The sequence below is a fragment of the Blastococcus jejuensis genome, assembly GCF_039534705.1.
GTDB lineage: Bacteria > Actinomycetota > Actinomycetes > Mycobacteriales > Geodermatophilaceae > Blastococcus_B > Blastococcus_B jejuensis.
In genome coordinates, this window is the sequence record NZ_BAAAVV010000008.1 from 47,764 (window position 1) to 72,931 (window position 25,168).

Genomic DNA, 25,168 nt, shown 5'->3' on the forward strand with positions numbered 1-25,168 from the left:
CTGGCGTCCACCCGTCACACCGACGGGGCAGGATGGGGGCATGACTGCACCCGGGAACGGCAGCGAGCGTCCACAGCAGGTCGTCGTCGTGGGGCCCGACGGCCGGCCGGTCGGAGCGATGCCGCTGCCGGCCCAGGACGACGACTCCGACGCCACCCTCGAGGTCAACGAGATGGTCGAGCAGCCCGCCAAGGTCATGCGGATCGGCACCATGATCAAGCAGCTCCTCGAGGAGGTGCGGGCCGCGCCCCTCGACGAGGCCAGCCGCAACCGGCTGCGCGACGTGCACGCCGCGTCCATCCGGGAGCTGGAGCAGGGCCTGGCCCCCGAGCTGCGCGAGGAGCTGGAGCGGATCACGCTGCCGTTCAACGAGGGCGAGACCCCGTCCGACGCCGAGCTCCGGATCGCCCAGGCCCAGCTGGTCGGCTGGCTGGAGGGCGTCTTCCACGGCATCCAGACCGCGCTGTTCGCCCAGCAGATGGCCGCGCGCGCCCAGCTCGAGGAGATGCGCCGCAAGGCCCTGCCCGGCGGGCACGCCCCCGCGCCCGGCGACCAGCGGCCCGGCGGGGGTCAGTACCTGTAGTCAGAGGCTCCGCAGGAAGTCGGCGACGCCGTCGTCGTCGTTGGTGCCGGTGACGTCGGTGGCCACGGCCAGCAGGTCGGGATGGGCGTGCGCCATCGCGACGGCGCGGCCGCCGCCGTCGCGCACCCACTCGAACGCGGCGATGTCGTTGGGCATGTCCCCGAAGACGACGACGTCCTCCGGCCCCACCCCGTGCCGGGCGGCGATCTTGGCCAGCCCGCTGGCCTTCGTGACCCCCGCGGCCGAGATCTCGGCGAGCGCGTCGGACGAGGAGTGGGTCACCGTCGCCCGGTCGCCGACGACCGCCCCGACGACGGCGACGAACTCGTCGCGGTCGAGCCGTTCGTGGCGGGCCAGCAGCTTGGCGACCGGCGCCTGCACCATCTCCTCGAGGGTCGCGACCTCGACACCGGGGGCGTCGACGTCCCAGCGCGGCCGGTAGACCGGCTCGTGGCGGAACTCCAGGCCGTACTCGACGGCGAACCACGTCTCGGGCTGCTGCGCGCGCAGCTCGGCGGTGACCCCGCGCAGGATCTCCGGGGAGAGCAGGTCCTCGTCGAGCACCTCGAAGCGCTCGAGGTCGAGCAGGACGGCGCCGTTGCAGCAGACCGCCGTGCCCCAGCCGAGCACCTCGCGGATGCCGCGCATCCAGCGCGGCGGGCGGCCGGTGGCCAGCACGAACGGGACGTCGGCGGCCCGCCAGCGCTCGAGCTCGGCCACGGTCGCCGCGCTGACCGTCTCGTCCCAGTGCAGCAGCGTGCCGTCCATGTCGCTCGCGATGAGCTTCGGTCGCCAGTCAGACACCGAGCACCCGCTCCAGGTACTGCGCGACGCCGTCGGCCTCGTGGCCGCTGGTCACCTCGGGCGTGGCCGCCCGCACCGACGGGTGCGCGTTGGCGACGGCGACGGCGCGGCCGCCCTCGGCGCGCACCCACTCGATCATCGGCAGGTCGTTGGGCATGTCGCCGAACACGAGCACCTCACCGGGGTGCACGTCGTGGTGCCGGAGGGCCACGGCCAGGCCGGTCGCCTTGGTGACCCCCGGCGGCAGGACCTCGATGAACCCCAGGCCGGCGTGGGTGAGCTCGGCCTCGGCCCGGTCGACGACGGTGCGCGCCAGGGCCAGCAGGTCGTCCTGCCCGATGTGCGAGGACCGCAGGAAGACCTTGAGCACCGCGCCCACGGGGAGCACCTCGTGGCGCGGCAGCAGGTGCGCGGGCTCGGGGTAGGGCCAGTCGAAGCCGTGCTGGACGCGCAGCGCGGTGAACGCCTCGGCCTGTTCGGCGGCGTCCTCGACGGCGACGATCAGGTCGCCGGCGACGGCCTCGATCCGCTCGATGACGGCCGAGGCGATGTCGCGGGGCAGCCCGACGGTGCGCAGCACCTCGTCGCGCTCCAGGTGGACGACGTAGCCGCCCTGCGCGAGGACGGCGATGCCGCGGCCGTCGAGCGCGTCGCGGACGCTGTCGAGCAGCCGCGGGCCACGCCCGGTGACGCCGACCACCGGGATGCCGGCGTCCCAGCAGGCCGTCAGCGCCTCGCGGGTGCGGGGGCTGACCTCGCCGGCCCCGTTGAGCAGGGTGCCGTCGAGGTCGGTGGCGACGAGCTTCGGCCGCCACGAGCCCGGGTCGCGGTCGCCGAGTTCGATCACACGGTCTGCATCGGGCAGGACGCCGTAGGCCTTGAGCGCCTTCGGCCGGCGAGCGGTCATGCGGTTGGCGGCGGGACGGGCGCGGCCAGCGTCATCCCGGGGGTGAGCACCTCGACGCCGCCGAGCCACGGCCGCAGGGCGACCGGGACGTGCACCGACCCGTCGGAACGCTGGTGCACCTCGAGCAGGCAGGCGATGGTGCGGGCGATGGCGCAGAGCGTGCCGTTCAGCGTGGCCGCGGTCTGCGGCTTTCCGTCGGCGTCGCGGTATCGGATGTTCAGGCGCCGGGCCTGGAAGGTGGTGCAGTCCGAGGTGCTGGTCAGCTCGCGGTAGGTGCCCTGGCTGGGGAACCAGGCCTCGATGTCGTACTTGCGGGTGGCGCTGGTGCCGAGGTCGCCGGCGGCGATGTCGACGACGCGGTAGGGCAGCTCGAGGGCCTGGAGGAACTCCTCCTCCCACTGCAGCAGGCGCAGGTGCTCGGCCTCGGTCTCCTCGGGGCGGCAGAAGCTGAACATCTCGACCTTGTCGAACCAGTGCACCCGGATGATGCCGCGGGTGTCCTTGCCGTAGGACCCGGCCTCGCGGCGGAAGCAGGACGACCAGCCCGCGTAGCGCCGCGGCCCGGCCGACAGGTCGAGCACCTCCCTGGCGTGCATGCCGGCCAGCGCCACTTCGGAGGTGCCGACGAGGTACAGGTCGTCGCGCTCGATGCGGTAGACCTCCTCGTCGTGCTCGCCGAGGAAGCCGGTGCCCTCCATCGCCTCGGGTTTGACCAGCGCGGGGGCGACGACGGGGGTGAACCCGGCGGCGACGGCCCGGCTGATCGCGAGCTGGGCGAGGGCGAACTCGAGCAGCGCGCCGGGGCCGGTGAGGAAGTAGAAGCGGGCGCCGGAGACCTTCGCGCCGCGCTCCATGTCAATGGCGCCGAGCGCCTCGCCGATCTCGATGTGGTCGCGGACGGCGAAGTCGTACGCCGGCACGGTGCCGACCGTGCGCAGCGTCACCGCGTCGTCCTCACCGCCGGGCGGGACCTCGGGGGCGACGACGTTGGGGATCTTCAGGTGCGCCGCGCGCAGCGCGGCATCGGCGGCCCGCTGCGCCTCCTCGGCGTCCTTGACCTCCGCGGACAGCGCCTTCGCCCGCTCCAGGACGGCGGGACGCTCCTCGGGGCCGGCCTTCTTGACCGACTGCGAGACGGTCTTCTGCTCGGCCCGCAGGTGGTCGGCTCGGGTGACGACCTCGCGGCGCTCCGCGTCGGCGGCCAGCAGCGCGTCGACCAGCGACTCGTCGTGCCCCCGCGCGCGCTGGCTGGCTCGGACGACGTCGGGGTGCTCGCGCACGAGTCGGAGGTCGATCACGTCCCGATCGTACGGAGGCACCCGGCGGCTCCGGGCGCGCCCGGCGAGCCGACCCTGCCACCTCGGAACCTAGTGCTCTGCCCACCCAGCGGGGCAGAGCACTAGCGTTGCATGCAAAGGTTTCTTTGCATGCTTGTGCTCTGCCCACCACGGAGGGCAGAGCACAAGCATCCGCAGGACAAGCCTGCGCGGCGGGATCCGGCGCGGGAAAGCCGGTGCGGCGGTCCGATCAGCCCCTGGGCGGCAGTTCCGCCGCCGCGAACATGTCGACGGCGCGGTCGACCAGGCGGCGCCAGCGGTCGCCACCGGGGTCGTTGCTCACCTGCTGTGCCGCCAGGCCACCGACCAGCGCCGTCCACAGGTCGACCTGCTCCGGTGCGCCCGCCCCCGCAGCAGCCAGGACGGGCACCATCCGGTCCAGCACCTCGCGGGCGAGGGCGTACGAGGGCTCCGACGGCTCGAACCCGGGGATCGTCCGCAGGAACAGCAACTCGTAGCGGGCCGGGTCCTCGACGCAGAAGTCCACGTACAGCCGGGCGGCGACCCGGAGGACCTCAGCGGCAGGCAGCTCCCGGGCCGCCACGTCGGCCTCCGCGGCCTCGACCCTGCGGAGCAGTTCGGCATTGCCGTCGGCGAACATCGCGTCGTAGAGATCGTTCTTGCCGGCGACGTAGACGTAGAGCGAGGGCGTGCGCATGCCCACGGCCTCGGCGACGTCGCGCAGCGCCCAGCCGCCCAGCCCGCGCTCGCGGGCCAGCCGCCAGGCGGCGGCGAGGATCTCGGCCCGGGTGGCGGCGTACCGGGCGGCGCGGCGATCGGTCACGCCCCGCATCCTAACGTCATTAGGAATACCTCTTGACGTTCGATCTGTCCCGGGAGCATTCTCCTAACGCCGTTAGGAAAGTCGACATCCGGGAGACGATGATGAGCACCCGCACCGCACCGGCCGGCGCGCAGGAGGATCGGTCGATGCGCCACCGCGACTGGATGGCCGCCGCCGAGGAGGAGTACCGCCGGCTCGGGGCGCTCCTGGCCGAGCTCGACGCCGCCGACTGGGCGCGGCCCACCGACTGCTCCGAGTGGGACGTCCGCGAGGTGGTGGCCCACCTCGTGGGTGCGGCGGAAAGCACCGCGAGCGTCCGCGAGCTCCGCCGCCAGCAGAAGCTCGGCCGCGCACTGCGCCCCGGCGAAGCGGACGTCGACGGGATGAACGCCGTCCAGGTGCGCGAGCGCGCCGACGCGACGCCCGAGCAGCTGCGCCTCGACCTGGTCGACGCCGGAACGCGCGGCGTGCGCGCCCGCCGCCGGCTCCCCGGCCTGCTGCGCGCCCTGCCGATCCCCTTCGGACCGCCCCTCGGCACGCGCCCGCTCGGCTACCTCACGGACCGGATCTACACCCGGGACGCCTGGATGCACCGGATCGACATCGCCCGCGCCACCGGGCGCGCACTCGCGCTGACCGCGGCGCACGACGGCCGGATCGTCGCCGACGTGGTCGGCGAGTGGGCGCGGGCGCACCGGCAGCCGCACCGCCTGACCCTCACCGGGCCGGCGGGCGGCACGTGGTCCGCCGGCGTCGGGGGCGAGGAAATGGCGCTCGACGCCGTCGAGTTCTGCCGGACCGTCTCGGGCCGCGCGCCGGGCGCCGGCCTGCTCGCGCACCCGGTGCCGTTCTGACGGCCTGCACCGTCGGTGCGGGACACTGGACCCATGCGCTTCCTCGGTGACGCACGCCCGGCCCACGACCTCACGTACTCCGACGTGTTCATGGTCCCCAACCGCTCGTCGGTGGGATCCCGGCTCGAGGTCGACCTGACCACGCCGGACGCCGTCGGCACGACCATTCCCATCGTCGTCGCGAACATGACGGCGATCTCCGGCCGGCGCATGGCCGAGACGGTGGCCCGCCGGGGCGGCCTCGCCGTCCTGCCGCAGGACATCCCGACCGACGTCGTCGGCGAGGTCGTCCGGTGGATCAAGGCGCGGCACCCCGTCTACGACACCCCGATCACGCTCCTGCCGACCTCGACCGTGGGCGAGGCGCTGGCCCTGCTGACCAAGCGGGCGCACGGGATCGTGATCGTGGTCGAGGACGGCGCACCGATCGGCGTCGTCACCGACGGCGCGTGCCAGGACGTCGACCGCTTCACCCAGCTGTCGCAGGTGATGGCCCCCGACCCGCTGACCGTCCCGGCCGGTACCGACCTGCCCAAGATCTTCGACGTCCTCACCGAGGCCCGCGTGAGCGCCGCGCCCGTCGTCGAGGGTGACCGGTTGGTTGGCGTCATCACGCGCAAGGGCGCGCTGCGCTCCGCGCTCTACCAGCCGGCCATGAACGCGCGGGGCGAGCTGCTCACGTCGGCCGCGGTCGGCATCAACGGCGACGTCGCGGGCAAGACCGCGGCCCTGCTCGAGCACGGCGTCGACGTGCTGGTCGTCGACACCGCACACGGGCACCAGGAGAAGGCGATCGAGGCGCTGCAGGCCGTCCGCTCGGTCGTCGGCTCGGGCCGGCACGAGATCCCGGTCGTCGCCGGCAACGTGGTCACCGCCGCGGGCACCCGCGAGCTGATCGAGGCCGGTGCCGACGTCGTCAAGGTCGGCGTCGGCCCGGGCGCCATGTGCACCACCCGCATGATGACCGGCGTCGGGCGCCCGCAGTTCTCCGCGGTCGAGGAGTGCGCGGACGAGGCCCGCGCCTTCGGCAAGCACGTGTGGGCCGACGGCGGGGTGCGCCACCCCCGCGACATCGCGCTGGCGCTGGCCGCGGGTGCGGCGAACGTGATGGTCGGCTCCTGGTTCGCGGGCACCTACGAGTCGGCGGGCGACATCCACGACGACGGCCAGGGCCGGCTCTACAAGGAGTCGTTCGGCATGGCCTCGGCGCGCGCGGTCAAGGCGCGGACGTCGACGCAGTCGAACTTCGAGCGGGCCCGCGCCGGGCTGTTCGAGGAGGGCATCTCCTCCTCGCGGATGTACCTGGACCCGGTCCGGCCGGGCGTGGAGGACCTGATCGACGGCATCGTCGCCGGCGTCCGCTCGGCGTGCACCTACGCCGGGGCGCGCACGGTCGACGAGCTGCACGACCGCGCGGTGCTGGGGGTGCAGAGCGCGGCGGGCTACGAGGAGGGCCGGCCGCAGCCGACCAGCTGGTGAAGGCCGGCCGGTGAAAGCGCTGCCGCCCGAGCGGTTCGAGGAGCTGGTCGCCGACGCCCTCGACGAGGTGCCGAGCGAGCTGATGGAGCTGCTCGACAACGTCGTCGTCCTGGTGGAGGACCGCAATCCCGAGGAGCCGGACCTGCTCGGGCTCTACGAGGGCTACGCCCTGACCGAGCGCGGCTGGCACTACGGCGGTGCGCTGCCGGACCGGATCATGATCTACCGCGAGGCGATCTGCGACATCTGCGAGACCGAGGAGGACGTGGTGGACGAGGTCACGATCACCGTCGTCCACGAGATCGCCCACCACTTCGGCATCGACGACGACCGCCTGCACGAGCTCGGCTGGGCCTAGGCCACGGGTAACTTGATCATCGTGCCGGAGAACATCGCCGCGGAGCCGTCCCGCACCAGCGGGCTACCCATCAAGATGCTGCACGACCGGATCCTGGTGGCGCTGCGCAAGGAGGACGGCGACCGCCGCTCGACCGGCGGCATCCTGATCCCCGCGACGGCGCAGGTCGCCAAGCGACTGGTGTGGGGCGAGGCCCGCGGGGTCGGGGCGAGCTGCCGGCAGGTGAAGGTCGGCGACCAGGTTCTCTTCTCCCCCGAGGACCAGCACGAGGTCGAGGTGCACGGCGAGGACCTGATCATCCTGCGCGAGCGCGACGTGCACGCCGTCGCCGCGGAGCGCATCGAGGAATCGACCGGCCTCTATCTCTGAGCAGCAGGCCCGCTGACCGGGGCCGCCGGGGTCAGGAGACGGGCGGCGGGCCCTGCCGGTACCGGTTCAGATCCGCGTAGCGGGACTCCGAGAACTCGGCGAGGGCGACGATGCTCGCGGGGATGGCCGCCATCGCCAGCAACCCCGCGCCGAAGTTGACGCCCGGGTCCTGCGCGAGGACGACGGCCAGCACGACGCCCAGCCACAGCACCCCCGCGATACCTGCCCAGATGCGCCCCGACCGGCGCTTGGCCAGCCGGCGCTGCTCCATCAGCCGTGGATCCATGCCGAGCAGCGTGGCACCCGGGGACGCCCCGCACCACGGTCCTCACCCGTCGGTGATCCGGGGCCGCGCGCTCCGCGTCGCCCGCCGCGCCCGGATCACGGGTCCGATCGGGCGTGCTGCACGATCACGGCGGTCATGTCCTCCAGGAACCGCCGGACGACGGCCAGCTCCTCGTCCGAGTAGGACGACATCGCGGCGGTGAGGTCGCGCTGCAGCCCGCCGAAGTGCTCCGCCCCGGCCGCCATCGCCGCATCCGACATCTCGAGCGAGACGCGCCGGCGGTCGTCGGGATCCGGGACCCGCCGCACGTGCCCGACCTTCTCGAGCCGGTCCACGAGCGCCGTCACCGAGGCCGAGCGCAGTTCCACGGCCTCGCCCAGCCGGCCGGCCGTCAGGGCCTCACCGCGCCGCGCGGCGTCCATGATCGCGACGAGCGCGCGGACGTCGGTCCGGTTGAGGCCGTGCTCGAGCGCGAATCGCTGCCCGACTGCATCCAATTCGACGGTCAGCCGGCGAAGGAGGAGAGCGAGCTCCTGACGCGCGACATCCCCGTCCACCGCCACCTCCGTCCGTGCGCCCAGGGCCCGCGCCCGCTATTCTCTCGACGATCGAGATTTTCGACCACCAAGGGAAATCATGCCTCGCCGCAGCATCGCCCGCTGGCTCGTCCCGGCCATCATCGCGCTGGCCTGGCTCGGCCTCGCCGGCCCCCTCGGGGCGCTCGGCGGCCAGCTGTCCACGGTGCAGGAGAACGACTCCGCCGCTTTCCTGCCCGACAGCGCCGAGTCCACCCGCGTCACCGAGCTACTGGAGGGCTTCCGCACCAGCCGGGCTCTCCCGGTCATCCTGCTCTGGGAGGGCTCCGGAGAAAGTGACGAGGGCACCCTCGACCCGCAGCAGCTCGCCGACATCGGCCAGCGGGTCGACGAGGCGGTCTCGGTCGTCGAGGACGCCGACGCCCTCGAGGGTCAGGCCTCCCCGCCGATCTCGAGCGAGGACGGCGTCGCGGCGCAGGCCTTCCTGCCGATCAACCCCGACCTCGGCGACCGGCTGCCGGACCTGATCGCCGAGCTGCGCGGGCTCGACGCCGTCGACGGGACGACGTTCCACGTCACCGGGCCCGGCGCCACGTTCTCCGACTTCGCCAGCGGCTTCTCCGGCATCGACGGCCTGCTGCTGCTCGCGGCCTTCGGGGTCGTGCTGCTGATCCTGCTGGTCGTCTACCGCAGCCCGTTGCTGCCGCTGCTGGTCATCGGCACCGCCGGCCTCGCCCTCTCCGCCTCCACCGCCGTCGCGTACCTGCTGGCCGAGCAGGGCGTGATCGCGGTCAACGGGCAGAGCCAGGGCATCGCCTCGATCCTCGTCGTCGGCGCGGCCACCGACTACGGGCTGCTGCTCGTCGCCCGCTACCGCGAGGAACTGCGCATCGAGCAGTCGAAGTACACGGCGATGCGTCGGGCACTCCGGCAGTCGTGGGAGCCGATCGTCGCCTCCGGGGCGACGGTGATCCTCGGCGTGCTCTGCCTGCTCTTCTCCGACCTCGGCTCCAACCGCGGCCTGGGCCCCATCTCCGCGGTGAGCATCGCCCTGGCCATGCTGGCGGCGCTCACCTTCCTCCCCGCAACGCTCGTCCTGCTCGGCCGGGCCGCCTTCTGGCCGTTCCGCCCGAAGTACGGCAGCGAGCACGCCACCGGCCGCGGCTGGGACCGAGTCGCCGCGACGGTGGGACGGCGGCCGGCGCGCGTGCTCGTCTGGAGCCTGGTCGGCCTGTTCGCGCTGGCGGCCTTCGCGCCCTCGTTCGACGCCGACGGCATCGCCCTGTCCGACGCGGTCCGGGGCGGCTCGCCGGCAGCCACCGGGCAGGAGGCGTTGGAGCGGCACTTCGACGCCGGCGAGGCGGCGCCCGCCTACGTCATCGTGCCCGAGGACGCCTGGCAGGACGTCGCCGAGGCGGCAGCCGGCGTCGACGGCGTCACCCAGGTGGTGCCGTTCAGCGGCGAGGCGGCCGGGCCACCCACCGGCGCACCCGCGGAGCCGGTCGTCGTCGACGGGCTGGTGCGCCTCGACGCAACCCTCTCCGACGCCCCCGACAGCGAGGCCGCGCAGGCGACCGTGGCCGAGCTGCGCACCGCGACGCGCGACGTCGACCCCGCCGCCCTCGTCGGCGGCTCGACGGCCAGCGACCTCGACACCCAGGAGACCTCCGGCCGCGACCTCCGGGTGATCGTGCCGCTCGTGCTGGCGGTCATCACCGCGGTGCTGGCCGTCCTGCTGCGGTCGTTGCTCGCCCCGGTGCTGCTGGTGGCCACCGTGGCACTGTCGACGGCGGCGACCGTCGGCGTGGCCGCGCTGGTCTTCGACGGGCTCTTCGACTTCCCGGGCAGCGACCCCGGCGTCCTGCTGATCGGGTTCGTGTTCCTCGTGGCGCTCGGGATCGACTACAACATCTTCCTGATGACCCGCGCGCGCGAGGAATCGATCGCGCACGGCGCCCGGGACGGCGTCATGCGCGCGCTGGCGGTGACCGGCGGCGTGATCACCAGCGCGGGCCTGGTGCTCGCGGCCACGTTCGGGGCGCTCACCGTGCTGCCGCTGGTGATCCTCACCCAGCTCGGGTTCCTGGTCGGGTTCGGCGTCCTCCTCGACACCTTCGTCGTCCGCACGCTCGTGGTGCCCGCCGCCGTGGCGCTGATCGGTGACCGGGTCTGGTGGCCGAGCACGCTGGCGCGCCGGACGGCACCCGAGCCGGAGCGGGAGCTGGAACCCGCCGCTGCGGGTTGATCATCGGCTCCGTGCACGCCCCTCCTGCGTGTCGCACCGTGTCGCGTGCCCGGCCCCGATGATCAACTCGGGGTCGTGCCCCGGATCGCGCCGAGCCACTGCGCCGCCTCGGCGAACGCCGGGTCGCCCGCGGTCGCCGGCACCGGCTTGTTCTCCCGGCCGTCGGCGCGCGGGTAGGAGCCGAGGAACCGGACGTCGTCGCAGACCCGGTGCAGCGCGGCCAGCGCCTCGCCCACGCGGGCGTCGGCGATGTGGCCCTCGCAGTCGAGGGAGAACGAGTAGACGCCCAGCCGCTCCCGGGTGGGCCGCGACTCGATCCGGGTCAGCGAGATGCCGCGGACGGCGAACTCGCCGAGCAGCTCCAGCAGGGCGCCGGTGCGGTCACCGACGACGGCGACCAGCGACGTCTTGTCGTTGCCGGTCGGCGGGGGCAGCTCGCCCGGCGGCGCCACCAGCACGAACCGGGTGACCGCGCCCGCGTGGTCGGCGATGTCGTCGACCAGCGTCGCCAGCCCGTACCGCTGCGCAGCGATCGGCGCGCAGACGGCGGCGTCGAACTCCCCCGCGGCGACGGCGGCCGCGGCGGCGGCCGTCGAGGTGGCGGGCAGGGGCGAGACGCCGGGCAGGTTCGCCGAGAGCCACCGCGCGGACTGCGCGAGGGCGTGCGGATGGCTGGCAAGCGAGCGGACGTCGGACAGCGCGACGCCGGGCCGCGACACCAGCGCCATCGTCACGGGGAGGAACACCTCGCGGCCGATGACCAGCAGTGCGCCGTCGGCCAGACCGTCCATCGTCGCGGGCACCGAACCCTCGACGGAGTTCTCCAGCGGGACCAGCGCGGCGTCGGCGTCGCCCGATCGGACGGCGGCCAGCGCGGCCGCGACACTCGGCTGGGGGTACCGGGCTCCCTCCGAGGGGGCAACGACGGTGCTGAGCGCCGCTTCGGCGAAGGTACCCTCGGGCCCGAGATAGGCGAACCGCGTCGGAGGCGAGCTGAGAGGCGTCCCGGGCATCCGACGAGGGTAGTGCGGGCGGGTGGGCGGAGACGCCGCACCCGGGGGAAGCTGCCTCGCTGTACCGGCAGATCCCGGGCCCGTGCGGGCCGCTCGACGGCGTGGATGGAGGGATGCGTGACCCCCCGCCCGGCTCGACGCGCGCCCGACACCACCACCGAGGAACTGCAGACCGTGCTGTGGCGCCTGCTCGCCGTCGCCCACCGCGACGACGCCGCCGCGCTGGCCGGCCTGCTCGACGAGGCGGGCGCCGCCTTCGCCGGGAGCGAGGGCATCGACCCGCACTGGGTCGTGTGGCGGCATGCCGTGGCCGCCCGGCGCGGCCTGTTCGACGAGGACCCGGACGCCGTCGTCGCCGAGGTCGCCGCCGCCCGCGAGGCGCTCGACAAGTGCCCGCCGTCGGCCGACACCGCGCTCGCGATGGCCTACCTCGCCCACGTCGAGGTCACCGCCGACCACGTCGACGGGGCGATGCTGCTCGCCGTCGACGCCAGCCTGCTCACCGACGCCCCCGCGGCCGGCGGCCCGTCCCGCGCGCTGCACGAGGCGCACCGCTGGCTGTCGATGACGCTCTCCACGCTGGACCTCGAGGAGCTGGCGATCGCCCACGCCACCCGCGGCCAGCACGTGGCCGCGGCTCTCCGCGAGCCCGAGCACCTCTGGCGGATGCGCCTGCTGTCGGCCCAGCAGCACGTCGAGCTCGCCCAGACCGTGCTCCGCCGGGGCGACGCCGTCCGCGCCAAGGAGCTGGCCGTGGAGAGCATCGCCTCGGCCACGGCCGCCCGCGACATCGACTGGGAGCCCGACCCGGCCGACGAGGACCTGCTCGACGTCGTCCAGGCGTGGGCGCTGGTCTGCTCGGGTGACCTCGACGACGCCCTCGGGCCGTTGCGCCGGGTCCGCCGCCACGTGCAGGGCACCGGCGGGGTGTGGCTGCGCGCCTACACCGACCTGGTGCTCGCCCGGTTGCTCGCCCGCATCGCCGAGCGCGACGGCGACCCGATCGCCGGCGAGGAGTCGATCGGCCTGCTGGTCGACGCCGCCGGGGCGTTCGTCGCGGCCGGCGACCGCCGCCGCTACCGCCAGTGCCTGCTGGAGCTGGGCCGCAACACCGCCGACCTCGGCCGCCCGGCCGAGGCGCTGCACTGGCTGGAGGCCTACCGGGCCGACGCCGGCCGCGCGCACGCCCGCAGCCGCGAGCTGTGGGCCGAGATGTTCGTCCGCCGCAGCCGGCTGCGCGAGGCCGAGCGGCAGGCGGCACTGCTGCGCCGGCACGCCCTCGAGGACCCGCTCACCGGGCTCGGCAACCGGCGCAGCGCCGAGCGCCGGCTCGGGGCGCTGCGGCTCGGCGAGGAGCCGGTGTCGCTGGCCGTCGTCGACGTCGACCGGTTCAAGTCGGTCAACGACGCCGCCTCGCACACCGAGGGCGACGCCGTCCTGCGGCGGGTCGCCGACCTGCTGCGCGAGCACAGCCGCACCGGGGACGAGGTCTACCGGTGGGCCGGTGACGAGTTCCTGGTGGTGCTGCCGACGGCGACCGAGGCGCAGGCCGTCGTCGTCATGGAGCGGCTCCGCTCGGCCGTCGCGGGGGCCGACTGGTCCGACCTGCCGCTCGACGAACCGGTCACGGTCAGCATCGGCGTGGCCACCGCACCCGCCGCCGGTGCGGAGGAACCCGCACCCGTCGGGTGGCGCGCGCTGTTCGACTCGGCCGATCTGAACCTGTTCTCCGCCAAGCGCGGCGGCCGCAACCGCGTGCGCGCGCCGGGGGGCGCCCAGCCCGCCGATACCGCAGATGACGGAACTGGCGGGGATACCGGGGTGGCGACGTGAGCCCGTCGTCCGCGTGGGGCACGTGGGACACGACGGACGGGGGACGGCGCGCCTCCGAACACATGCTCGACAGCAGCGGGGACGACGTGCACAGTGCGCTCGTGCCACCGGGAGCCCTGCACCACCGGGTGACCGCTGCCCTGGCGAACTGGCAGCTCGACGATGCCGAGGAACTGCTCGCCGGTGTCGAGCGGGACCCCTCGCCCTACGTCGCGGCCGTCACCGCCGACGACGCGGTCGAGGACGCCCCGGTCTCCCTCGGCCGCGCCTGGGCCGACACGCTGCGCGCCGAGCTGCTCGTCCGCCGGCTGCGCGTGGCCGGGTTCACCCTGGTCGGCGAGCCGGTCGCCTCCGACGACCCCGACCAGCCGGCCCTCGACCTGCACGCCGGCGTCGAGAAGCTGATCGACGGGGACGGCGAGGACGACGACGACCCGCGCGCCGAGTCCGCCTCGCACGCCGCCCTGGCGATCGCGCTGGTCCGTTCGGCGAAGGCCGCGTTCGACGCCGCCGACGACGACCTGCAGCGCGCCGCCGGCCTGGCCCGGCACGCCCGCATCGAGTTGCTCTCCCGGCGCATCGACGCCGCCATGGACGAGGCGGTCGAGGCGGCCAGCCTGCTCGACCCGGTGCTGCCGCCGTCGGCCCTGCTGGTCGACACCCTCGACACCCTCGCCGGCGTGCTCGCCGACCTCGAGCTGATGCCCCTGGCGCTGGACTACCAGCGCCGGGCCCACGAGGCCGCCACCGCCGCCGCGCAGGACCCCGCCACCCTGGGCCCCGAGGACGGCGACCCCGCCGTCCTGGTCGCCGCCAGCGCCACCCGCCTCGGCGAGCTGTGCGCCGAGCTCGGCGAGGGCCTTCTCGACGACGGCGTGCCCGAGTCGGCCGTCCCGCACTTCGCCGAGGCCCGCCGGCTGGCCGAGCAGGCGCTCGAGCTGCTGCCACCGGATGCTCCCGGCATCGTCGCGGCCCAGGTCGTGCACGGCTGGGGCCTGGTCGGTCTCGGCGAGCACGTGGCGGCGACCGGGCAGCTGCGTGCCGCCGTCCGCATCACCTCGGCCACCGCCGACCGGGCGCAGCTCGCCTCCGCCCAGCTGGCGCTGGGCCGGGCGCTGCGCCGGCAGGGCGACGTCCGCACCGCCGACGAGCACCTGGTCTCGGCGCTCACCCTGTCCACCGAGCACGGGCTGCCCCGGCTGCGCCGCGCGGCGCTGCGCGAGCTGTGCACGCTGCACGCCGAGCTCGACGACGCCGGCCGGGCGCTGCCCTACCTGCAGGCCTACCTGTCCGACGAGCTGGACCGGGTCGACGAGCGGCGCACCCGCTGGGTGGAGCTGTTCGGCCGCCGCAAGAGCCTGCTGGAGACCGAACGGGCCGCCGGGCAGCTGCGCCGGCAGGCCTATGAGGACCCGCTCACCCACCTGCCCAACCGGCGCTACGCCGAGGCCCGGCTCGACGGGCTGCTGTCGACCGGGGCCGCGCCCGCGCTGGCCGTCGTCGACGTGGACCGGTTCAAGTCGATCAACGACGCGATCGGGCACCCCGGCGGCGACGCCGTCCTCCGCGCGGTGGCCGACCTGCTCGTCGACGGCGTCCGCGACACCGACGAGGTGTGCCGCTGGGCCGGCGACGAGTTCGTGATCCTGCTGCCCGACACGACCGCCGAGCAGGCCGAGCGGGCGCTCGAGCGGACCCGCCGCAAGGTGGCCACCTACGCCTGGGACGCCCTGGGCCTCGACGTCCCGGTGACGATCTCCGTCGGCATCGCGTCGGCCGCCCGCGGCGACGACCGGCGCACCCTCTTCGCCGCCGCCGACGGTGTGCTCTACGACGCCAAGCGCAGCGGCCGCGACCGCGTCGTCCGCCTCTCCGGGGTGACCCAGCGGGCCGCCGGCAGCCCGCTGGACGCGCTGTTCGGCCCGCCCCCCGACACGGCCGACCCCGACTCCCCGGCCGACGCCGAGCCGGCGGCTACGGTCGTCGCCGTGCAGCCTTCCCCGCTGGACGACTCCCCCTCGCCCGACGAGGCCGGCGGGTTCGCTCCGCTCCTGCTCTCCCCCGACCCGCCGCTGGCGACCGGCGACGCCGACCCGCTCCTGGGCCCGCTGCCGTCCCAGTCGCCGTCGGCGGTGGCACCCGTCGTCGCGGCCGAGCCCGAGGTCATCTGGGCCACGGGTCGCAGCACCGAGCAGGTGCTGGCGCTGGTGCGCGAGGCCCGCCGCGAGCACCCCGACCGCCCCGCCCTCGTGCTGCGCGCGACCGCCGACACCCTCGTCGCGCTGGCCGCCGAGCACGACGCCTACACGACCATGGACGCCGCCGCCCTGGCCGCCGCCGTCGGCCCGGTTCCCGAGCCGGTCGGCCGGGTGCGGGTGCTGTGCGCCGGCGGCGCCGACGTCCCGGTCGCGGCCGAGGCCGCCTTCGTCGCCCGGGTGACGGGCACCGAGGTCGTGCGGGTCGAGGACGTCGCCGGCAGCCGGGTCCGGTCGCTGCTGGCCGACGGGTCGCTGTTCGACGGCGTCGACTGCCTGGTCGTGGTCGCGGGCCTGGACGCCTCGCTCGCCACGACGATCGGCGCGATGACCGACGTCCCCGTGGTCGCCGTCCCGACGTCGACCGGGCAGCCCGGAGCGTTCGGCGGCCTCGGCGCGCTGATGACGATGCTCAACGCGGCCGCACCGGGCGTCGTCGTGAGCAACATCGACAACGGCTACTCGGCCGGCGTGTTCGCCGCCCGCGTGGCCCGCCGCGCTCACCGCGCCTGACCAACCCCGGCGAGATCGGCGATCTCGCACGCTTTGGGGGGTCGAACCGCGCGAGATCGGCGATCTCGCCGGGAAGGCATGATCAACCCGTGATCGGGTGGTTGGACCTCTCCGCGGGCGCGTCCGGGGACATGCTGCTGGGTGCGCTCGTGGACGCCGGGGTGCCGCTCGACGTGCCCGCCGCCGCCGTGGCCGCCCTGCCGGTGGAGCAGGTCCGGCTGGTCACGGAGCAGACGTCCCGCCACGGGCTGGGCGCCATCCGCGTGCACGTGCACGCCCCCGAGTCGACGGAGCACCGCACCTGGGCCGACGTCCGCGGGCTGCTGCTCGACGCCGACCTGCCCACGCCCGTGCGCGAGGGCGCGCTGGCCGTGTTCGAGCGGCTCGCGGTCGCCGAGGGCCGGGTGCACCGGGTGGCGCCGGAGACCGTGCACTTCCACGAGGTGGGCGCCCTCGACGCGCTGGCCGACGTCGTCGGTGTCGTCGCCGCGTTCGAGCACCTCGGGCTGGAGCGGCTGCACGCCTCACCGGTGACCCTGGGCAGCGGCTCGGTCCGCGGCGCGCACGGCGTCGTCCCGATCCCCGGACCCGCCGTGCTGGAACTGCTGCAGGGGATCCCGGTCGTGGCCGGCCCGGTCGCGATGGAGATGTGCACGCCCACGGGGGCGGCGCTGCTCGCGGCCCGCGTCGACGAGTGGGGGGCGCTGCCGCCGATGCGGGTCGAGCGGGTGGGCACCGGCGCGGGCAGCCGCGATCCCGAGCAGCTCCCGAACCTGCTCCGCCTGGTGCTGGGCGAGCCATCCGACGCAGCCGGAGCCGTCGGCCCTGTCGTCATCGAGAGCAACATCGACGACCTGGACCCGCGGCTGTGGCCCGGCGTCCTCGACGCCCTGTTCGCCGCCGGGGCCTCGGACGCCTGGCTGACGCCGATCGTCATGAAGAAGGGCCGCCCGGCCCACACGCTGTCCGCGCTCTGCCGGCCCGAGGTGGTGGCGGCGGTGCAGGGCGCGGTCTTCGCGACGACGTCGACCATCGGCCTGCGGATCGTGCCCGTGGGCAAGGCGGCGCTGGAGCGGGCGTCGGCGTCGGTCGACGTGCTCGGCGGGCGGGTGGGCGTGAAGGTCGCCGTGCACGGCGGGCGGGTGGTCAACGTCAGCGTCGAGTACGAGGACGTCGCGGCGCTGGCCCGCGACCTGGACCTCCCGGTCAAGGAGGTGCTGCGGGCCGCCACCGCCGCGGCCGAGGAGGCCTACCCCGCCGGCTGATCAGACCACCGGGTCCGCGGGCGCAGGGGCACCGTCGGGCGGCGCGGCGCCGTGCTCGACGTCCGCGTCGGCGCGGGCGAGCAGGGAGACAGCCGCGCGCAGCAGCTCCGGCGGATGCGTGTAGGGCAGCCGCAGCCGGTCGTCGAGGGCGTGGCCGGTGCCGAACAGCGGCCCCGGCGCGAGCCGCAGGCCGTGCCCCTCGGCGGCGGCGACCAGCGCCCGCGACCGCGGCGACGGCAGCCCGCACCACAGCACGAGCCCGCCGGCCGGCTCCCGCACGCGCCACGCCGGCAGCCGTGACCGCAGCTCCCCGAGCAGCACCGCGCGTCGTTCGCGCAGCTGCTGCCGGAGCTCGCCGAGGGCCGCGTCGGCACCGTCGAGGAGTGCGCAGGCGGCGAGCTGCTCGACGACCGGGCCGGCCATCGTCGAGCGGACGGCGACCGCCGTCAGGTGGCGCACCGTCTCGGCCTCGGCGCGCACCCAGCCGATCCGCAGGCCGCCCCAGAACGTCTTGCTCAGGCTGCCGACGGAGACGTGCCCCTCCCCGAACGAGGCCAGCGGGGGCGGCGCGGGGGTGTCCAGCCACAGCTCGGCGAACGTCTCGTCGACGACGGCGACGGTGCCCGCGCGCCGCAGCGCCGCGGCGAGGCGTTCCCGGCCGGCGGCGTCGACCAGCCGGCCGGTCGGGTTGTGGAAGTCCGGCATCAGGTACGCCGCGGCCGGCCGGACCGTGCGCAGCGCCCGCTCGGCCGCGTCGAGCCACGCGTCCGGCTCGGCCGCGTCGAGCGCGGTGGGGAGGATGCGGACGCCCGACGCCCGGGCCGCGTCGAGCGCGTTCGGATAGGTCGGCTGCTCGGTCAGCAGCCGCTGACCACGGCGCACCAGGGTCTGGAACGCCGTCGCGACGCCGTGCAGCGCGCCCGCGGTCACGAGGATCTGCTCCGGCGTCGTCGGCAGCCCCCGCGCGGTGTACCGCTCGGCGATCCGGGCGCGCAGATCCGGGAGCCCGGCCGGGTGGTAGCCGTGCTGGGGCAGGTGGCGCGGCAGTTCGGCGAGGGCGGCGGCGAAGGCGGCCGGGACCGACGCGGGCGCCGACGGGGCGGCGTGCGCCATGTCGATCGACCCGTCGTCCACGGGGCCGGGCACCCAGGCGCCGCGGTGCGGACCGGCGGGCAGCGCCGCGAACGTGCCCGCGCCTTGGCGTGCCGTCGCCCAGCCGTCGTCCCGGAGGCGGGCGTAGGCGGCGGTGACCGTGGCCCGGCTGAGCGTCAGCGCCGCGGCGAGCTCGCGCTCCGCGGGCAGGCGGGTGCCGAGCGGCACCCGGCCGTCGGCGACGAGCATCCGCACCCGCTGGGCCAGCGCGGCGTACCGCGGCGGGCGCTCGCCGGCGAGGTCGCCGACCAGCTCCGCCAGCCGGCGGGCCGAGGTCGTCTCCACGCCACTACCTCCCGATTGGCCCGTGGTTGGCAGGCCAATCATGGGCCATGCTGGTCGCGTGCTCCAGTGCTCGCGGCCCTCGCTCCGTGGCCGCCGGCTGCCCCACCGGCTGATCCAGCTCTACGCCGGGCTGGTGCTCTACGGCGTCTCGATGGCGCTGATCATCCGCTCTGCGCTGGGCAACATGCCGTGGGACGTGCTGCACCAGGGGCTCGCCGGCCGGATGGGCTGGTCGATCGGCGCCGTGTCCATCCTGGTCGGCGCGCTGGTGCTGCTGTGCTGGATCCCGCTGCGCCAGCGACCGGGGCTCGGCACGGTGAGCAACGTCGTCGTGATCGGCCTCGCCGTCGACGCGACGCTGGCGCTGGTCCCCGCGCCGTCGCCCCTCCCCCTGCGGGTCGGTCTGCTGGTGGCCGGCGTGCTGCTCAACGCCGTGGCCACCGCGGCCTACATCGGGGTGCACCTCGGGCCCGGGCCGCGGGACGGGCTGATGACCGGCCTGGTCCGCCGCACCGGCCGCTCGGTACGACTGGTGCGCACCTCGATCGAGGTCGCCGTCGTCGCCACCGGCTGGCTGCTCGGTGGCACGCTCGGCGTGGGCACGGTCGTCTACGCGGTGGCCATCGGCCCGCTCGTGCAGGTGCTCCTGCCGCGGTTGTCGCTCAGCCCTGTGTCGACGCCCACTCGTCCAGTCGGCGCTGCGTCACTTCCGGACTGATCTCCTCGACCTTGGTCATGACCGCCCAGCGATGGCCGAACGGGTCGTAGACCGAGGCGAAGCGGTCGCCGGTGACGAAGGTGCTCGGCTTCTCGCGCACGGTCGCGCCGCGCTCCACCGCCCGGTCGAACACCGCGTCCACGTCGGCGACGTAGATGCACGTCGAGCCGCTCACGGCGTCGCCGTCCCTGCTCGGTGCCACCAGGCCGTACTCGGCGTTGGGGTCCGACAGCTGCAGCCGACCGAGCCCCAGGTCCAGCTCCGCGTGCAGCACGGTGCCGCCCGGGCCGTCCATCCGGCTCACGACCGTCGCCCCGAATACCGCCTCGTAGAAGGCGATCGCCTCGGTGGCCGGTGAGCAGACGAGGAACGGGGTCAGCGTGGTGTAGCCCTCGGGGCGTCCGTCGATGATCGTCATGTCACCGAGCCTGCCTAGGGTGGCCCGGTGGCGTCTTGGAAGAACGCGACGACCCTGAGAGCGACGGCCCCGAGAGCGACGACCCCGAGCGCGACGAGTCCGGCGACCGAGCGCGGCGTGCTGCGCCCGGCCGAGACCGCCGAGGCCGCCGCCCTGCGCCGCGACGCCGCCGTCGACCCGGCGCTCGCCCCGTTCGTCGAGCGCTACTGGTCGGTGCGCTGGGACCTCACCGGCCGCCCGCCGTTCCGCTCGGAGGTGCTCAGCCACCCGAGCGTGAACGTGTCGGTGGAGTCGGGCGACCGGCCGCGGTTCGGGTTCGCGCTGCCCGCCGTCCTCGTGCACGGGGTGGTCACCCGCCGGTTCACCGTCGACCTGGTCGGGCGCGGCCGGGTGACGGCGGTGAAGTTCCGCCCCGGCGGGTTCCGGGCCTTCACCGGCCGGCTGCCGTCCCGCAACGGGGTGGCGCCGCTGGGCTCCGACCTGGGGCTGGACCCCGCCGTCCTGCGCGACGCCGTCCTGGCCGAGGACGACGACGCCGCCCGCACCGCCGTGCTCGACCGCGCCCTCGCCCCGCTCGCGCCGACCGCGGAGCCGGCCTACCTCGACCTGCTGGCCCTGCTCGACGCGATGATCGAGGACCGCTCGCTGGTCCGGGTCGACCAGGTCGCCGCGCTCGGCGGGCTGAGCACGCGGTCGGTGCAGCGGTTGTTCGCCGCGTACGTCGGCGTCAGCCCGAAGAAGGTGCTCGCCCGGTACCGGCTGCAGGACGCCGCCGCCGCGATCGACGCCGGTGAGGTCGACGACCTCGCCGCCCTCGCCGCCGACCTCGGCTGGTTCGACCAGGCGCACTTCAGCCGCGACTTCCGCGCGGTGGTGGGCACGACGCCCTCAGCCTACCTGCAACGGGCGCGCGGGAGCTAGCTGCGACGCGGTCGGTCGCCCCCAGCTCTTGCGCCGTTTCCTCCACTCTCGCGCTGGTGCAACGGCGCAAAAGCAGGTGGAACAGCGCAAGAGTGCGCCTCGCGACGCAGGTCAGACCGGCGAGCGGGTCCGCAGCCCGGCACGGACCACCGGGACGACGGCGACCACGAGGACGGCGACCGCCAGCGGGCCACCCAGCGCCCAGGCGGCGAACACCAGCAGCGACGCCAGTTCGATCCCCAGGCCCGCCACCGACGTGATCGTCGCGCGGTGCGCGCCGGCGATCCGTGCCTGCAACCGGGCCTCGGCGACGACCAGCACGCCCAGGTACAGCGCGTAGAACAGGGCCACGGCGGCCAGCGCGGCCGGGCGGGCCCACAGAGCGGCGCCGGCCAGGAGCAGCCCCGCGACGGCGAGCACCGTCAGCAGGACGCCCGAGCGCAGCCGGTCGGCCCGGCCGCCCAGCGCCGCGCCGGCGGCCCCGGCCAGCGCGATCACCAGCACCGCGACCGGCACGGCCGTCGTCGGCACCCCCCACTCCCCGGCGAGGACGGGGAAGTACTCCTCGACCGCGTCCAGGCCGCCGATCAGCGCGACGGCCAGCACGCGCAGCCGCAGCCCGGGCCGGTGTACGGCCTCGGCGATCCCCTGCCGGAGCGTGCCGGCCAGGGAGTCACCGTCGCCCGGGGCCCGGCGCGGCGCCTCCGGGAACCGCAGCGCCAGCGCGGCGGCGGCCAGGCAGGTGCCGACGCTCGCCCACCCCACCGCGGCGTAGCCCCCGACGGCGAACAGGGCGCCGGCCGCCAGCGCCGTCGGGATCTGCACCAGCAGCTCGGCCGCGGTCATCGCGCCGTTGACCCGCACGTAGCCGGCCTCCGCGCCGACGGCGGCGAGCCCGTCGTAGACCAGCGCCTCCGACGCGCCGGAGACCATCGCCCCGGCCACGCCCCAGATCACGAAGCCGACGGCGAAGGCCCACAGCTCGGGTGCCGCCGTCCAGACGACGAACGCGACGGCCTGCAGGACCGACGCCAGGACGACGACGCCGCGCCGCGACCAGCGGTCGGCCAGCGCGCCGGAGGGCACCTCGGCGACGAACCCGGTGACCGACCAGATCGCGAACAGTGCCGAGATCTGCGCGCCGGACAGGCCGGTGTCGAGGAACAGCAGCGCGTAGAGCGGGTAGTAGGGCACCAGCTCGGACAGCGCGGCCCACCCCACCGCCAGGCGGGCGAGGGGACGGGCGTCGGGCGGCAGGGCACGTCAACGGAACGGCATGCCGCGGACGGTAGCGCCGCCGGGCCCCGCTGTCAGGTCAGTTCGACGACGGCTTCGATCGCCAGCCAGAGACCGAACAGGAAGAACAGCGTGGCGGCGCCGTAGGCGATCGCCCGCTCGGGCAGCCGCTTGCCCAGCGCCCGGCCCACGACGATGGCCAGGGCGTCCGCGGCGACCATGCCGAGGGTGGAGCCCAGCCAGGTGCCGAACCAGCCGTGGTCGGTGGCCAGCGTGATCGTGGCGAGCATCGTCTTGTCGCCGAGCTCGGCGAGGAAGAACGCGGTGCCGACGGCGATGATCGCCCGCTTGCCGACGCGGTTGACCTTCTCCTGCTCGTCCTCGGTGAGGGTGTCCCCGCGCAGCGTCCAGAACCCGAACGCCACGAAGGCCAGCGCCGCGGCCAGGTTGATCCACCCGGTGGGCAGCGCCTCCCCGAGACCGAAACCGATGGCCACCGACGCCAGGTGGACGATCGCCGTGGCGATCGTGATGCCGATCAGCACCGGCCAGACGCGGAAACGGGTGGCGAAGGTCAACGCCATCAGCTGGGACTTGTCGCCCAGTTCGGCGACGAAGATGACGCCGAAGGAGATGAGCGTGCTCGCGAGTACTGCGTCCACGGAACCGGTGGGCCTCTCTGGTCCGGCCGGGACGAAGTGCGAGACCTCGACCCGGCACGTGCTGCCTGGATCGAAGGTCTCGCCCGCCTCGCCGGAGCGGGGCCGCGCGGCCGGACGTCAGCCGATGGTCCGGCTTCGGTCAGTGTGTCGACCGCGACATTGGGGGCTACTCCCCTTCGCTGCCCCCGAGGTTAGCCGGGATCGACGTCGTCGCGCATCGTGACGCGCGACTCACCCGAGAGTCCGTGGCGCGCCCAGAGCGGCCGGCGACGGGTCATCAGCAGCGGGGACGCCCACACCAGGACCAGGGCGACGCCCAGCAGCACGGCGAGCCAGGCCGGCCGGCCCGCGATCGCCAGCGCCGCCAGGTAGGCGAGCACGACGGTGCTCCGGCCGACGGCCCGGGTCACCAGCGGGTCGGTCACCGCGAGCCCCGCCCGGTGGGCTCGGTGGCGGGCACCGAGATGCCGTAGTCGCGGATCTTGCGGTAGATGGTCGCCCGGGACATCGACAGCCGGCGGGCGGCCTCGACCTTGTTGCCCCCGGCGTCGACCAGCGCCTCCACGATGGCGTCGCACTCGAGCGACTCCAGCGGGGCGAGCACCCGTCGGGTGGTCGACCGGCACTCCGGCGGCAGGTCCCGCAGCTCGATCACGCCGGTCCGGCGGCGGGCGACCACCTTGCGCAGGACCGAGGCCAGCTGCGTCACGTTGCCCGGCCAGCGGTTGTGCATCAGCACCCGCATGACCTCCGGGGAGCAGGTCAGGGGGCGGCCGTGGCTCAGCCGGGCGAGCAGGTGCGGCACCAGCTCGGCGACGTCCTCGATGTGGTGCCGGAGGGGCGGGACGGTGACCGTGCGCGGGAAGCAGGACAGCAGCTCGTCCAGCTCGGGAGGGCGGTCGACGTCCGAGGGGGTCAGCGTGGCCACCACCCAGGTCCGGTCGACGGCGACCGACTCCCGGTAGGGCTCGAGCACCTCGATGAGCTCGGTGACGGCGTCGGCGGGCAGCTGGTCGATGTGGGCCAGGACCAGCGTTCCGCCGCCGGCCGCCAGCTCGTCGGCGATCTCGGCCGCCCGGTGCGGTCCGTGGTCCTCGCTGCGCAGGACGCGCATGCGCGCGGCCGGGGTGCGGCTCTGGTGCGTGAGGTGTGCGACGGTCGTCCGGCCGGACCCGGGCTCGCCCTCGAGGACCAGCCACTCGCCGGCCTGCACGTGACGGTCGACCGCCGAGCAGCACTTCGACCAGGCCGCGCCGGAGCCGACGGCCGACGCCAGCGGGCCGCGCGGCGTGGGAACCAGGTGCAGGTCGGTCGCGGGCGCCGGGGTGATCAGCCCGACGTCCAGGACGCCGCCGACGACGGCCGCCCCGCTGAGCGTGGGACGGCAGTGCACCCGGGCGGTGCGTCCGCTGGGCAGGTCGATGACCAGGGGATGCCGCCGTCCGGCGGCCAGCGCCTCGCCGGCCTCCGCGATCAGTGGCTCGAGATCGGCCGGGTCGAGCAGCTCGCGGGCCCGGTCGTTCATCATCAGCAGGTCGTCCCCGATGGCCAGCACCGGACCGCGGTTGCGCCGGCAGGCCGCCAGGTAGTCGCTGAGCACGGCGACCTCCCGCTGGCCCGACTGCTCGAGCAGCATCGTCTCGATCCGGCGGGTGAGCGTCGCGGCGGTGGCGACCAGCAGCGGACCGGCGTCGCGCCGCCAGCAGGTCAGGTCGACGACCCCGAGCACCTTGCCCGTCACCGGGCTGCGGATCGGCGCCCCCGCGCACGCGAGGTCCTCGAGCCGGTCGACGTAGTGCTCGTGGCCGAAGACCTGCGCCGGGCCGCGCGCCTCCAGGGCGGTGCCGATGCCGTTGGTGCCCACGAAGCGCTCGGCGTAGCTGAAGCCGGGGGCCAACCAGACCTGGTTGAGGTGCTGCTCGAGGGTGCGGTCGCCGGTGCGCCGGCTGAGCACCACGCCGTCGGCGTCGCAGAGGATCACGCTCACCGGCTCGGTGGCGAACAGGTCGGCGATGTCGCGGAGCACCGGCTCGGCGGCGAGGGTCAGCCTCGTCTCGCCGTCCGGGCCCGCTTCGAAGGGCAGCTCCAGGTGGTCCGGGCGCACCTGGAAGACCCGGGAGCGGGTCCACGAGGCGAGGATGGGCTCCCGGACGACGCCGGCCAGGACCTGCTCTGCGTCCAGGAACGACGTGCGCGCGCGGGCGAGCTCGTCGCTGCCGGCCATCGCGGCGGTGGGCAGCACGCCCGTCCCCGGGCGCAGGCCGGCGGCGCTCCCGTGCGACGGCGGCTGCGACCCGATGGACAACCCGTCGCCTCCCTCTGCTCGGAGGAGCTGGCGCCCGCCGCTGCGCGGAC

General features: G+C 75.0%; 24 protein-coding genes. 11 read left to right on the top strand and 13 right to left on the bottom strand.

All coding sequences use genetic code 11. The features are described 5' to 3' along the window. The first annotated feature begins 40 nt into the window (after positions 1-40). The gene (locus tag ABD644_RS16460; RefSeq protein ID WP_344690069.1) at positions 41-583 is read left to right on the top strand and encodes a bacterial proteasome activator family protein; all 543 of its coding nucleotides are present in this window, start codon (positions 41-43) and stop codon (positions 581-583) included. Here the strand turns inward: ABD644_RS16460 and ABD644_RS16465 are convergent, their stop codons facing one another. The 4 genes from ABD644_RS16465 to ABD644_RS16480 form a co-directional block, all read right to left on the bottom strand. After that, positions 584-1,387 carry an HAD family hydrolase gene (locus ABD644_RS16465; RefSeq protein WP_344690070.1) on the bottom strand — a complete coding sequence of 268 codons (804 nt, stop codon included), beginning with the start codon at positions 1,385-1,387 and terminating at the stop codon, positions 584-586. It abuts the gene before it with no gap. After that, positions 1,380-2,294 (bottom strand): HAD family hydrolase, encoded by a 915-nt coding sequence (locus tag ABD644_RS16470; protein ID WP_344690071.1) that lies wholly within the window; start codon positions 2,292-2,294, stop codon positions 1,380-1,382. Before ABD644_RS16470 ends, ABD644_RS16465 begins: the two co-directional genes overlap by 8 nt. Beyond that, positions 2,291-3,592, bottom strand: coding sequence for a serine--tRNA ligase (gene serS, locus ABD644_RS16475; RefSeq protein WP_344690072.1), 1,302 nt, complete (start codon positions 3,590-3,592; stop codon positions 2,291-2,293). The genes ABD644_RS16470 and serS overlap by 4 nt, the downstream gene beginning before the upstream one ends. Positions 3,593-3,821: 229 nt before the next feature. After that, the gene (locus ABD644_RS16480) at positions 3,822-4,415 is read right to left on the bottom strand and encodes a TetR/AcrR family transcriptional regulator (RefSeq protein ID WP_344690073.1); all 594 of its coding nucleotides are present in this window, start codon (positions 4,413-4,415) and stop codon (positions 3,822-3,824) included. Between the two features lie 101 nt (positions 4,416-4,516). On the opposite strand from ABD644_RS16480, the gene ABD644_RS16485 reads away from it, so the two are divergent. Genes ABD644_RS16485 through ABD644_RS16500 form a run of 4 tightly spaced genes read left to right on the top strand, consistent with a single transcriptional unit; the run spans position 4,517 to position 7,475 of the window. Next, positions 4,517-5,269: a maleylpyruvate isomerase family mycothiol-dependent enzyme gene (locus ABD644_RS16485; protein ID WP_344690074.1), complete on the top strand. Its 753-nt coding sequence runs from the start codon at positions 4,517-4,519 to the stop codon at positions 5,267-5,269. Between the two features lie 33 nt (positions 5,270-5,302). After that, complete coding sequence (locus ABD644_RS16490) at positions 5,303-6,748, top strand: GuaB1 family IMP dehydrogenase-related protein (RefSeq protein ID WP_344690075.1); 1,446 nt, start codon at positions 5,303-5,305, stop codon at positions 6,746-6,748. A 10-nt stretch (positions 6,749-6,758) separates the two neighbouring features. Next, complete coding sequence (locus ABD644_RS16495; RefSeq protein ID WP_344690076.1) at positions 6,759-7,106, top strand: metallopeptidase family protein; 348 nt, start codon at positions 6,759-6,761, stop codon at positions 7,104-7,106. Positions 7,107-7,127: 21 nt separating this feature from the next. After that, positions 7,128-7,475 (top strand): GroES family chaperonin, encoded by a 348-nt coding sequence (locus tag ABD644_RS16500; protein WP_344690077.1) that lies wholly within the window; start codon positions 7,128-7,130, stop codon positions 7,473-7,475. A gap of 31 nt (positions 7,476-7,506) precedes the next feature. Here the strand turns inward: ABD644_RS16500 and ABD644_RS16505 are convergent, their stop codons facing one another. Both ABD644_RS16505 and ABD644_RS16510 read right to left on the bottom strand, forming a co-directional pair. Then, positions 7,507-7,761 carry a hypothetical protein gene (locus ABD644_RS16505; protein ID WP_344690078.1) on the bottom strand — a complete coding sequence of 85 codons (255 nt, stop codon included), beginning with the start codon at positions 7,759-7,761 and terminating at the stop codon, positions 7,507-7,509. Positions 7,762-7,856: 95 nt separating this feature from the next. After that, positions 7,857-8,318 (bottom strand): MarR family winged helix-turn-helix transcriptional regulator, encoded by a 462-nt coding sequence (locus ABD644_RS16510; RefSeq protein WP_344690079.1) that lies wholly within the window; start codon positions 8,316-8,318, stop codon positions 7,857-7,859. 79 nt (positions 8,319-8,397) lie between these two features. Between ABD644_RS16510 and ABD644_RS16515 the strand changes: the two genes are divergently transcribed. Next, the gene (locus tag ABD644_RS16515; protein WP_344690080.1) at positions 8,398-10,542 is read left to right on the top strand and encodes an MMPL family transporter; all 2,145 of its coding nucleotides are present in this window, start codon (positions 8,398-8,400) and stop codon (positions 10,540-10,542) included. Between the two features lie 62 nt (positions 10,543-10,604). Here ABD644_RS16515 and pheA read toward each other — a convergent pair whose 3' ends face one another. Beyond that, the gene (gene pheA / locus ABD644_RS16520; RefSeq protein WP_344690081.1) at positions 10,605-11,555 is read right to left on the bottom strand and encodes a prephenate dehydratase; all 951 of its coding nucleotides are present in this window, start codon (positions 11,553-11,555) and stop codon (positions 10,605-10,607) included. 117 nt (positions 11,556-11,672) lie between these two features. Between pheA and ABD644_RS16525 the strand changes: the two genes are divergently transcribed. The 3 genes from ABD644_RS16525 (at position 11,673) to larC (ending at position 17,421) form a co-directional block, all read left to right on the top strand. After that, a complete protein-coding gene (locus ABD644_RS16525) occupies positions 11,673-13,388 on the top strand; it encodes a diguanylate cyclase (RefSeq protein ID WP_344690082.1) in 1,716 nt (571 codons plus the stop codon). Then, positions 13,385-16,156, top strand: coding sequence for a diguanylate cyclase domain-containing protein (locus tag ABD644_RS16530; protein ID WP_344690083.1), 2,772 nt, complete (start codon positions 13,385-13,387; stop codon positions 16,154-16,156). Before ABD644_RS16525 ends, ABD644_RS16530 begins: the two co-directional genes overlap by 4 nt. Positions 16,157-16,245: 89 nt before the next feature. Further along, positions 16,246-17,421, top strand: coding sequence for a nickel pincer cofactor biosynthesis protein LarC (gene larC / locus ABD644_RS16535; protein WP_344690084.1), 1,176 nt, complete (start codon positions 16,246-16,248; stop codon positions 17,419-17,421). Here the strand turns inward: larC and yczR are convergent, their stop codons facing one another. Further along, positions 17,422-18,858, bottom strand: a complete 1,437-nt coding sequence (yczR, locus tag ABD644_RS16540; protein ID WP_344690085.1) for a MocR-like transcription factor YczR — start codon at positions 18,856-18,858, stop codon at positions 17,422-17,424. It lies immediately after the preceding gene. 58 nt (positions 18,859-18,916) lie between these two features. Here yczR and yczE point away from each other — a divergent pair, with 58 nt between their 5' ends. Next, a complete protein-coding gene (gene yczE / locus ABD644_RS16545) occupies positions 18,917-19,576 on the top strand; it encodes a membrane protein YczE (RefSeq protein WP_344690086.1) in 660 nt (219 codons plus the stop codon). Here yczE and ABD644_RS16550 read toward each other — a convergent pair. Continuing rightward, the gene (locus ABD644_RS16550) at positions 19,521-19,994 is read right to left on the bottom strand and encodes a VOC family protein (protein ID WP_344690087.1); all 474 of its coding nucleotides are present in this window, start codon (positions 19,992-19,994) and stop codon (positions 19,521-19,523) included. The two genes, yczE and ABD644_RS16550, sit on opposite strands and share 56 nt — an antisense overlap. 117 nt (positions 19,995-20,111) lie before the next feature. Between ABD644_RS16550 and ABD644_RS16555 the strand changes: the two genes are divergently transcribed. Further along, positions 20,112-20,915, top strand: coding sequence for a DUF6597 domain-containing transcriptional factor (locus tag ABD644_RS16555; protein WP_344690088.1), 804 nt, complete (start codon positions 20,112-20,114; stop codon positions 20,913-20,915). Between the two features lie 111 nt (positions 20,916-21,026). Here ABD644_RS16555 and ABD644_RS16560 read toward each other — a convergent pair whose 3' ends face one another. The 4 genes from ABD644_RS16560 to ABD644_RS16575 all read right to left on the bottom strand — a co-directional run bounded on the left by ABD644_RS16560 (position 21,027) and on the right by ABD644_RS16575 (position 25,118). Then, complete coding sequence (locus ABD644_RS16560) at positions 21,027-22,136, bottom strand: MFS transporter (RefSeq protein ID WP_344690089.1); 1,110 nt, start codon at positions 22,134-22,136, stop codon at positions 21,027-21,029. 89 nt (positions 22,137-22,225) lie between these two features. Next, positions 22,226-22,813, bottom strand: coding sequence for a TMEM165/GDT1 family protein (locus ABD644_RS16565; protein ID WP_344690090.1), 588 nt, complete (start codon positions 22,811-22,813; stop codon positions 22,226-22,228). Between the two features lie 191 nt (positions 22,814-23,004). Further along, positions 23,005-23,238 carry a hypothetical protein gene (locus ABD644_RS16570; protein ID WP_344690091.1) on the bottom strand — a complete coding sequence of 78 codons (234 nt, stop codon included), beginning with the start codon at positions 23,236-23,238 and terminating at the stop codon, positions 23,005-23,007. Beyond that, positions 23,235-25,118, bottom strand: coding sequence for a sigma-54-dependent Fis family transcriptional regulator (locus ABD644_RS16575; RefSeq protein ID WP_344690092.1), 1,884 nt, complete (start codon positions 25,116-25,118; stop codon positions 23,235-23,237). The genes ABD644_RS16570 and ABD644_RS16575 overlap by 4 nt, the downstream gene beginning before the upstream one ends. Positions 25,119-25,168 lie beyond the last annotated feature (50 nt).

Bases quoted from the DNA above. Each gene is read 5' to 3' on its own strand.
- ABD644_RS16460 (WP_344690069.1), top strand. From the start codon at position 41: ATGACTGCACCCGGGAACGGCAGCGAGCGTCCACAGCAGGTCGTCGTC.
- ABD644_RS16470 (WP_344690071.1), bottom strand. From the start codon at position 2,294: ATGACCGCTCGCCGGCCGAAGGCGCTCAAGGCCTACGGCGTCCTGCCC.
- ABD644_RS16485 (WP_344690074.1), top strand. From the start codon at position 4,517: ATGAGCACCCGCACCGCACCGGCCGGCGCGCAGGAGGATCGGTCGATG.
- ABD644_RS16490 (WP_344690075.1), top strand. From the start codon at position 5,303: ATGCGCTTCCTCGGTGACGCACGCCCGGCCCACGACCTCACGTACTCC.
- ABD644_RS16505 (WP_344690078.1), bottom strand. From the start codon at position 7,761: ATGGATCCACGGCTGATGGAGCAGCGCCGGCTGGCCAAGCGCCGGTCG.
- ABD644_RS16515 (WP_344690080.1), top strand. From the start codon at position 8,398: ATGCCTCGCCGCAGCATCGCCCGCTGGCTCGTCCCGGCCATCATCGCG.
- pheA (WP_344690081.1), bottom strand. From the start codon at position 11,555: ATGCCCGGGACGCCTCTCAGCTCGCCTCCGACGCGGTTCGCCTATCTC.
- ABD644_RS16550 (WP_344690087.1), bottom strand. From the start codon at position 19,994: ATGACGATCATCGACGGACGCCCCGAGGGCTACACCACGCTGACCCCG.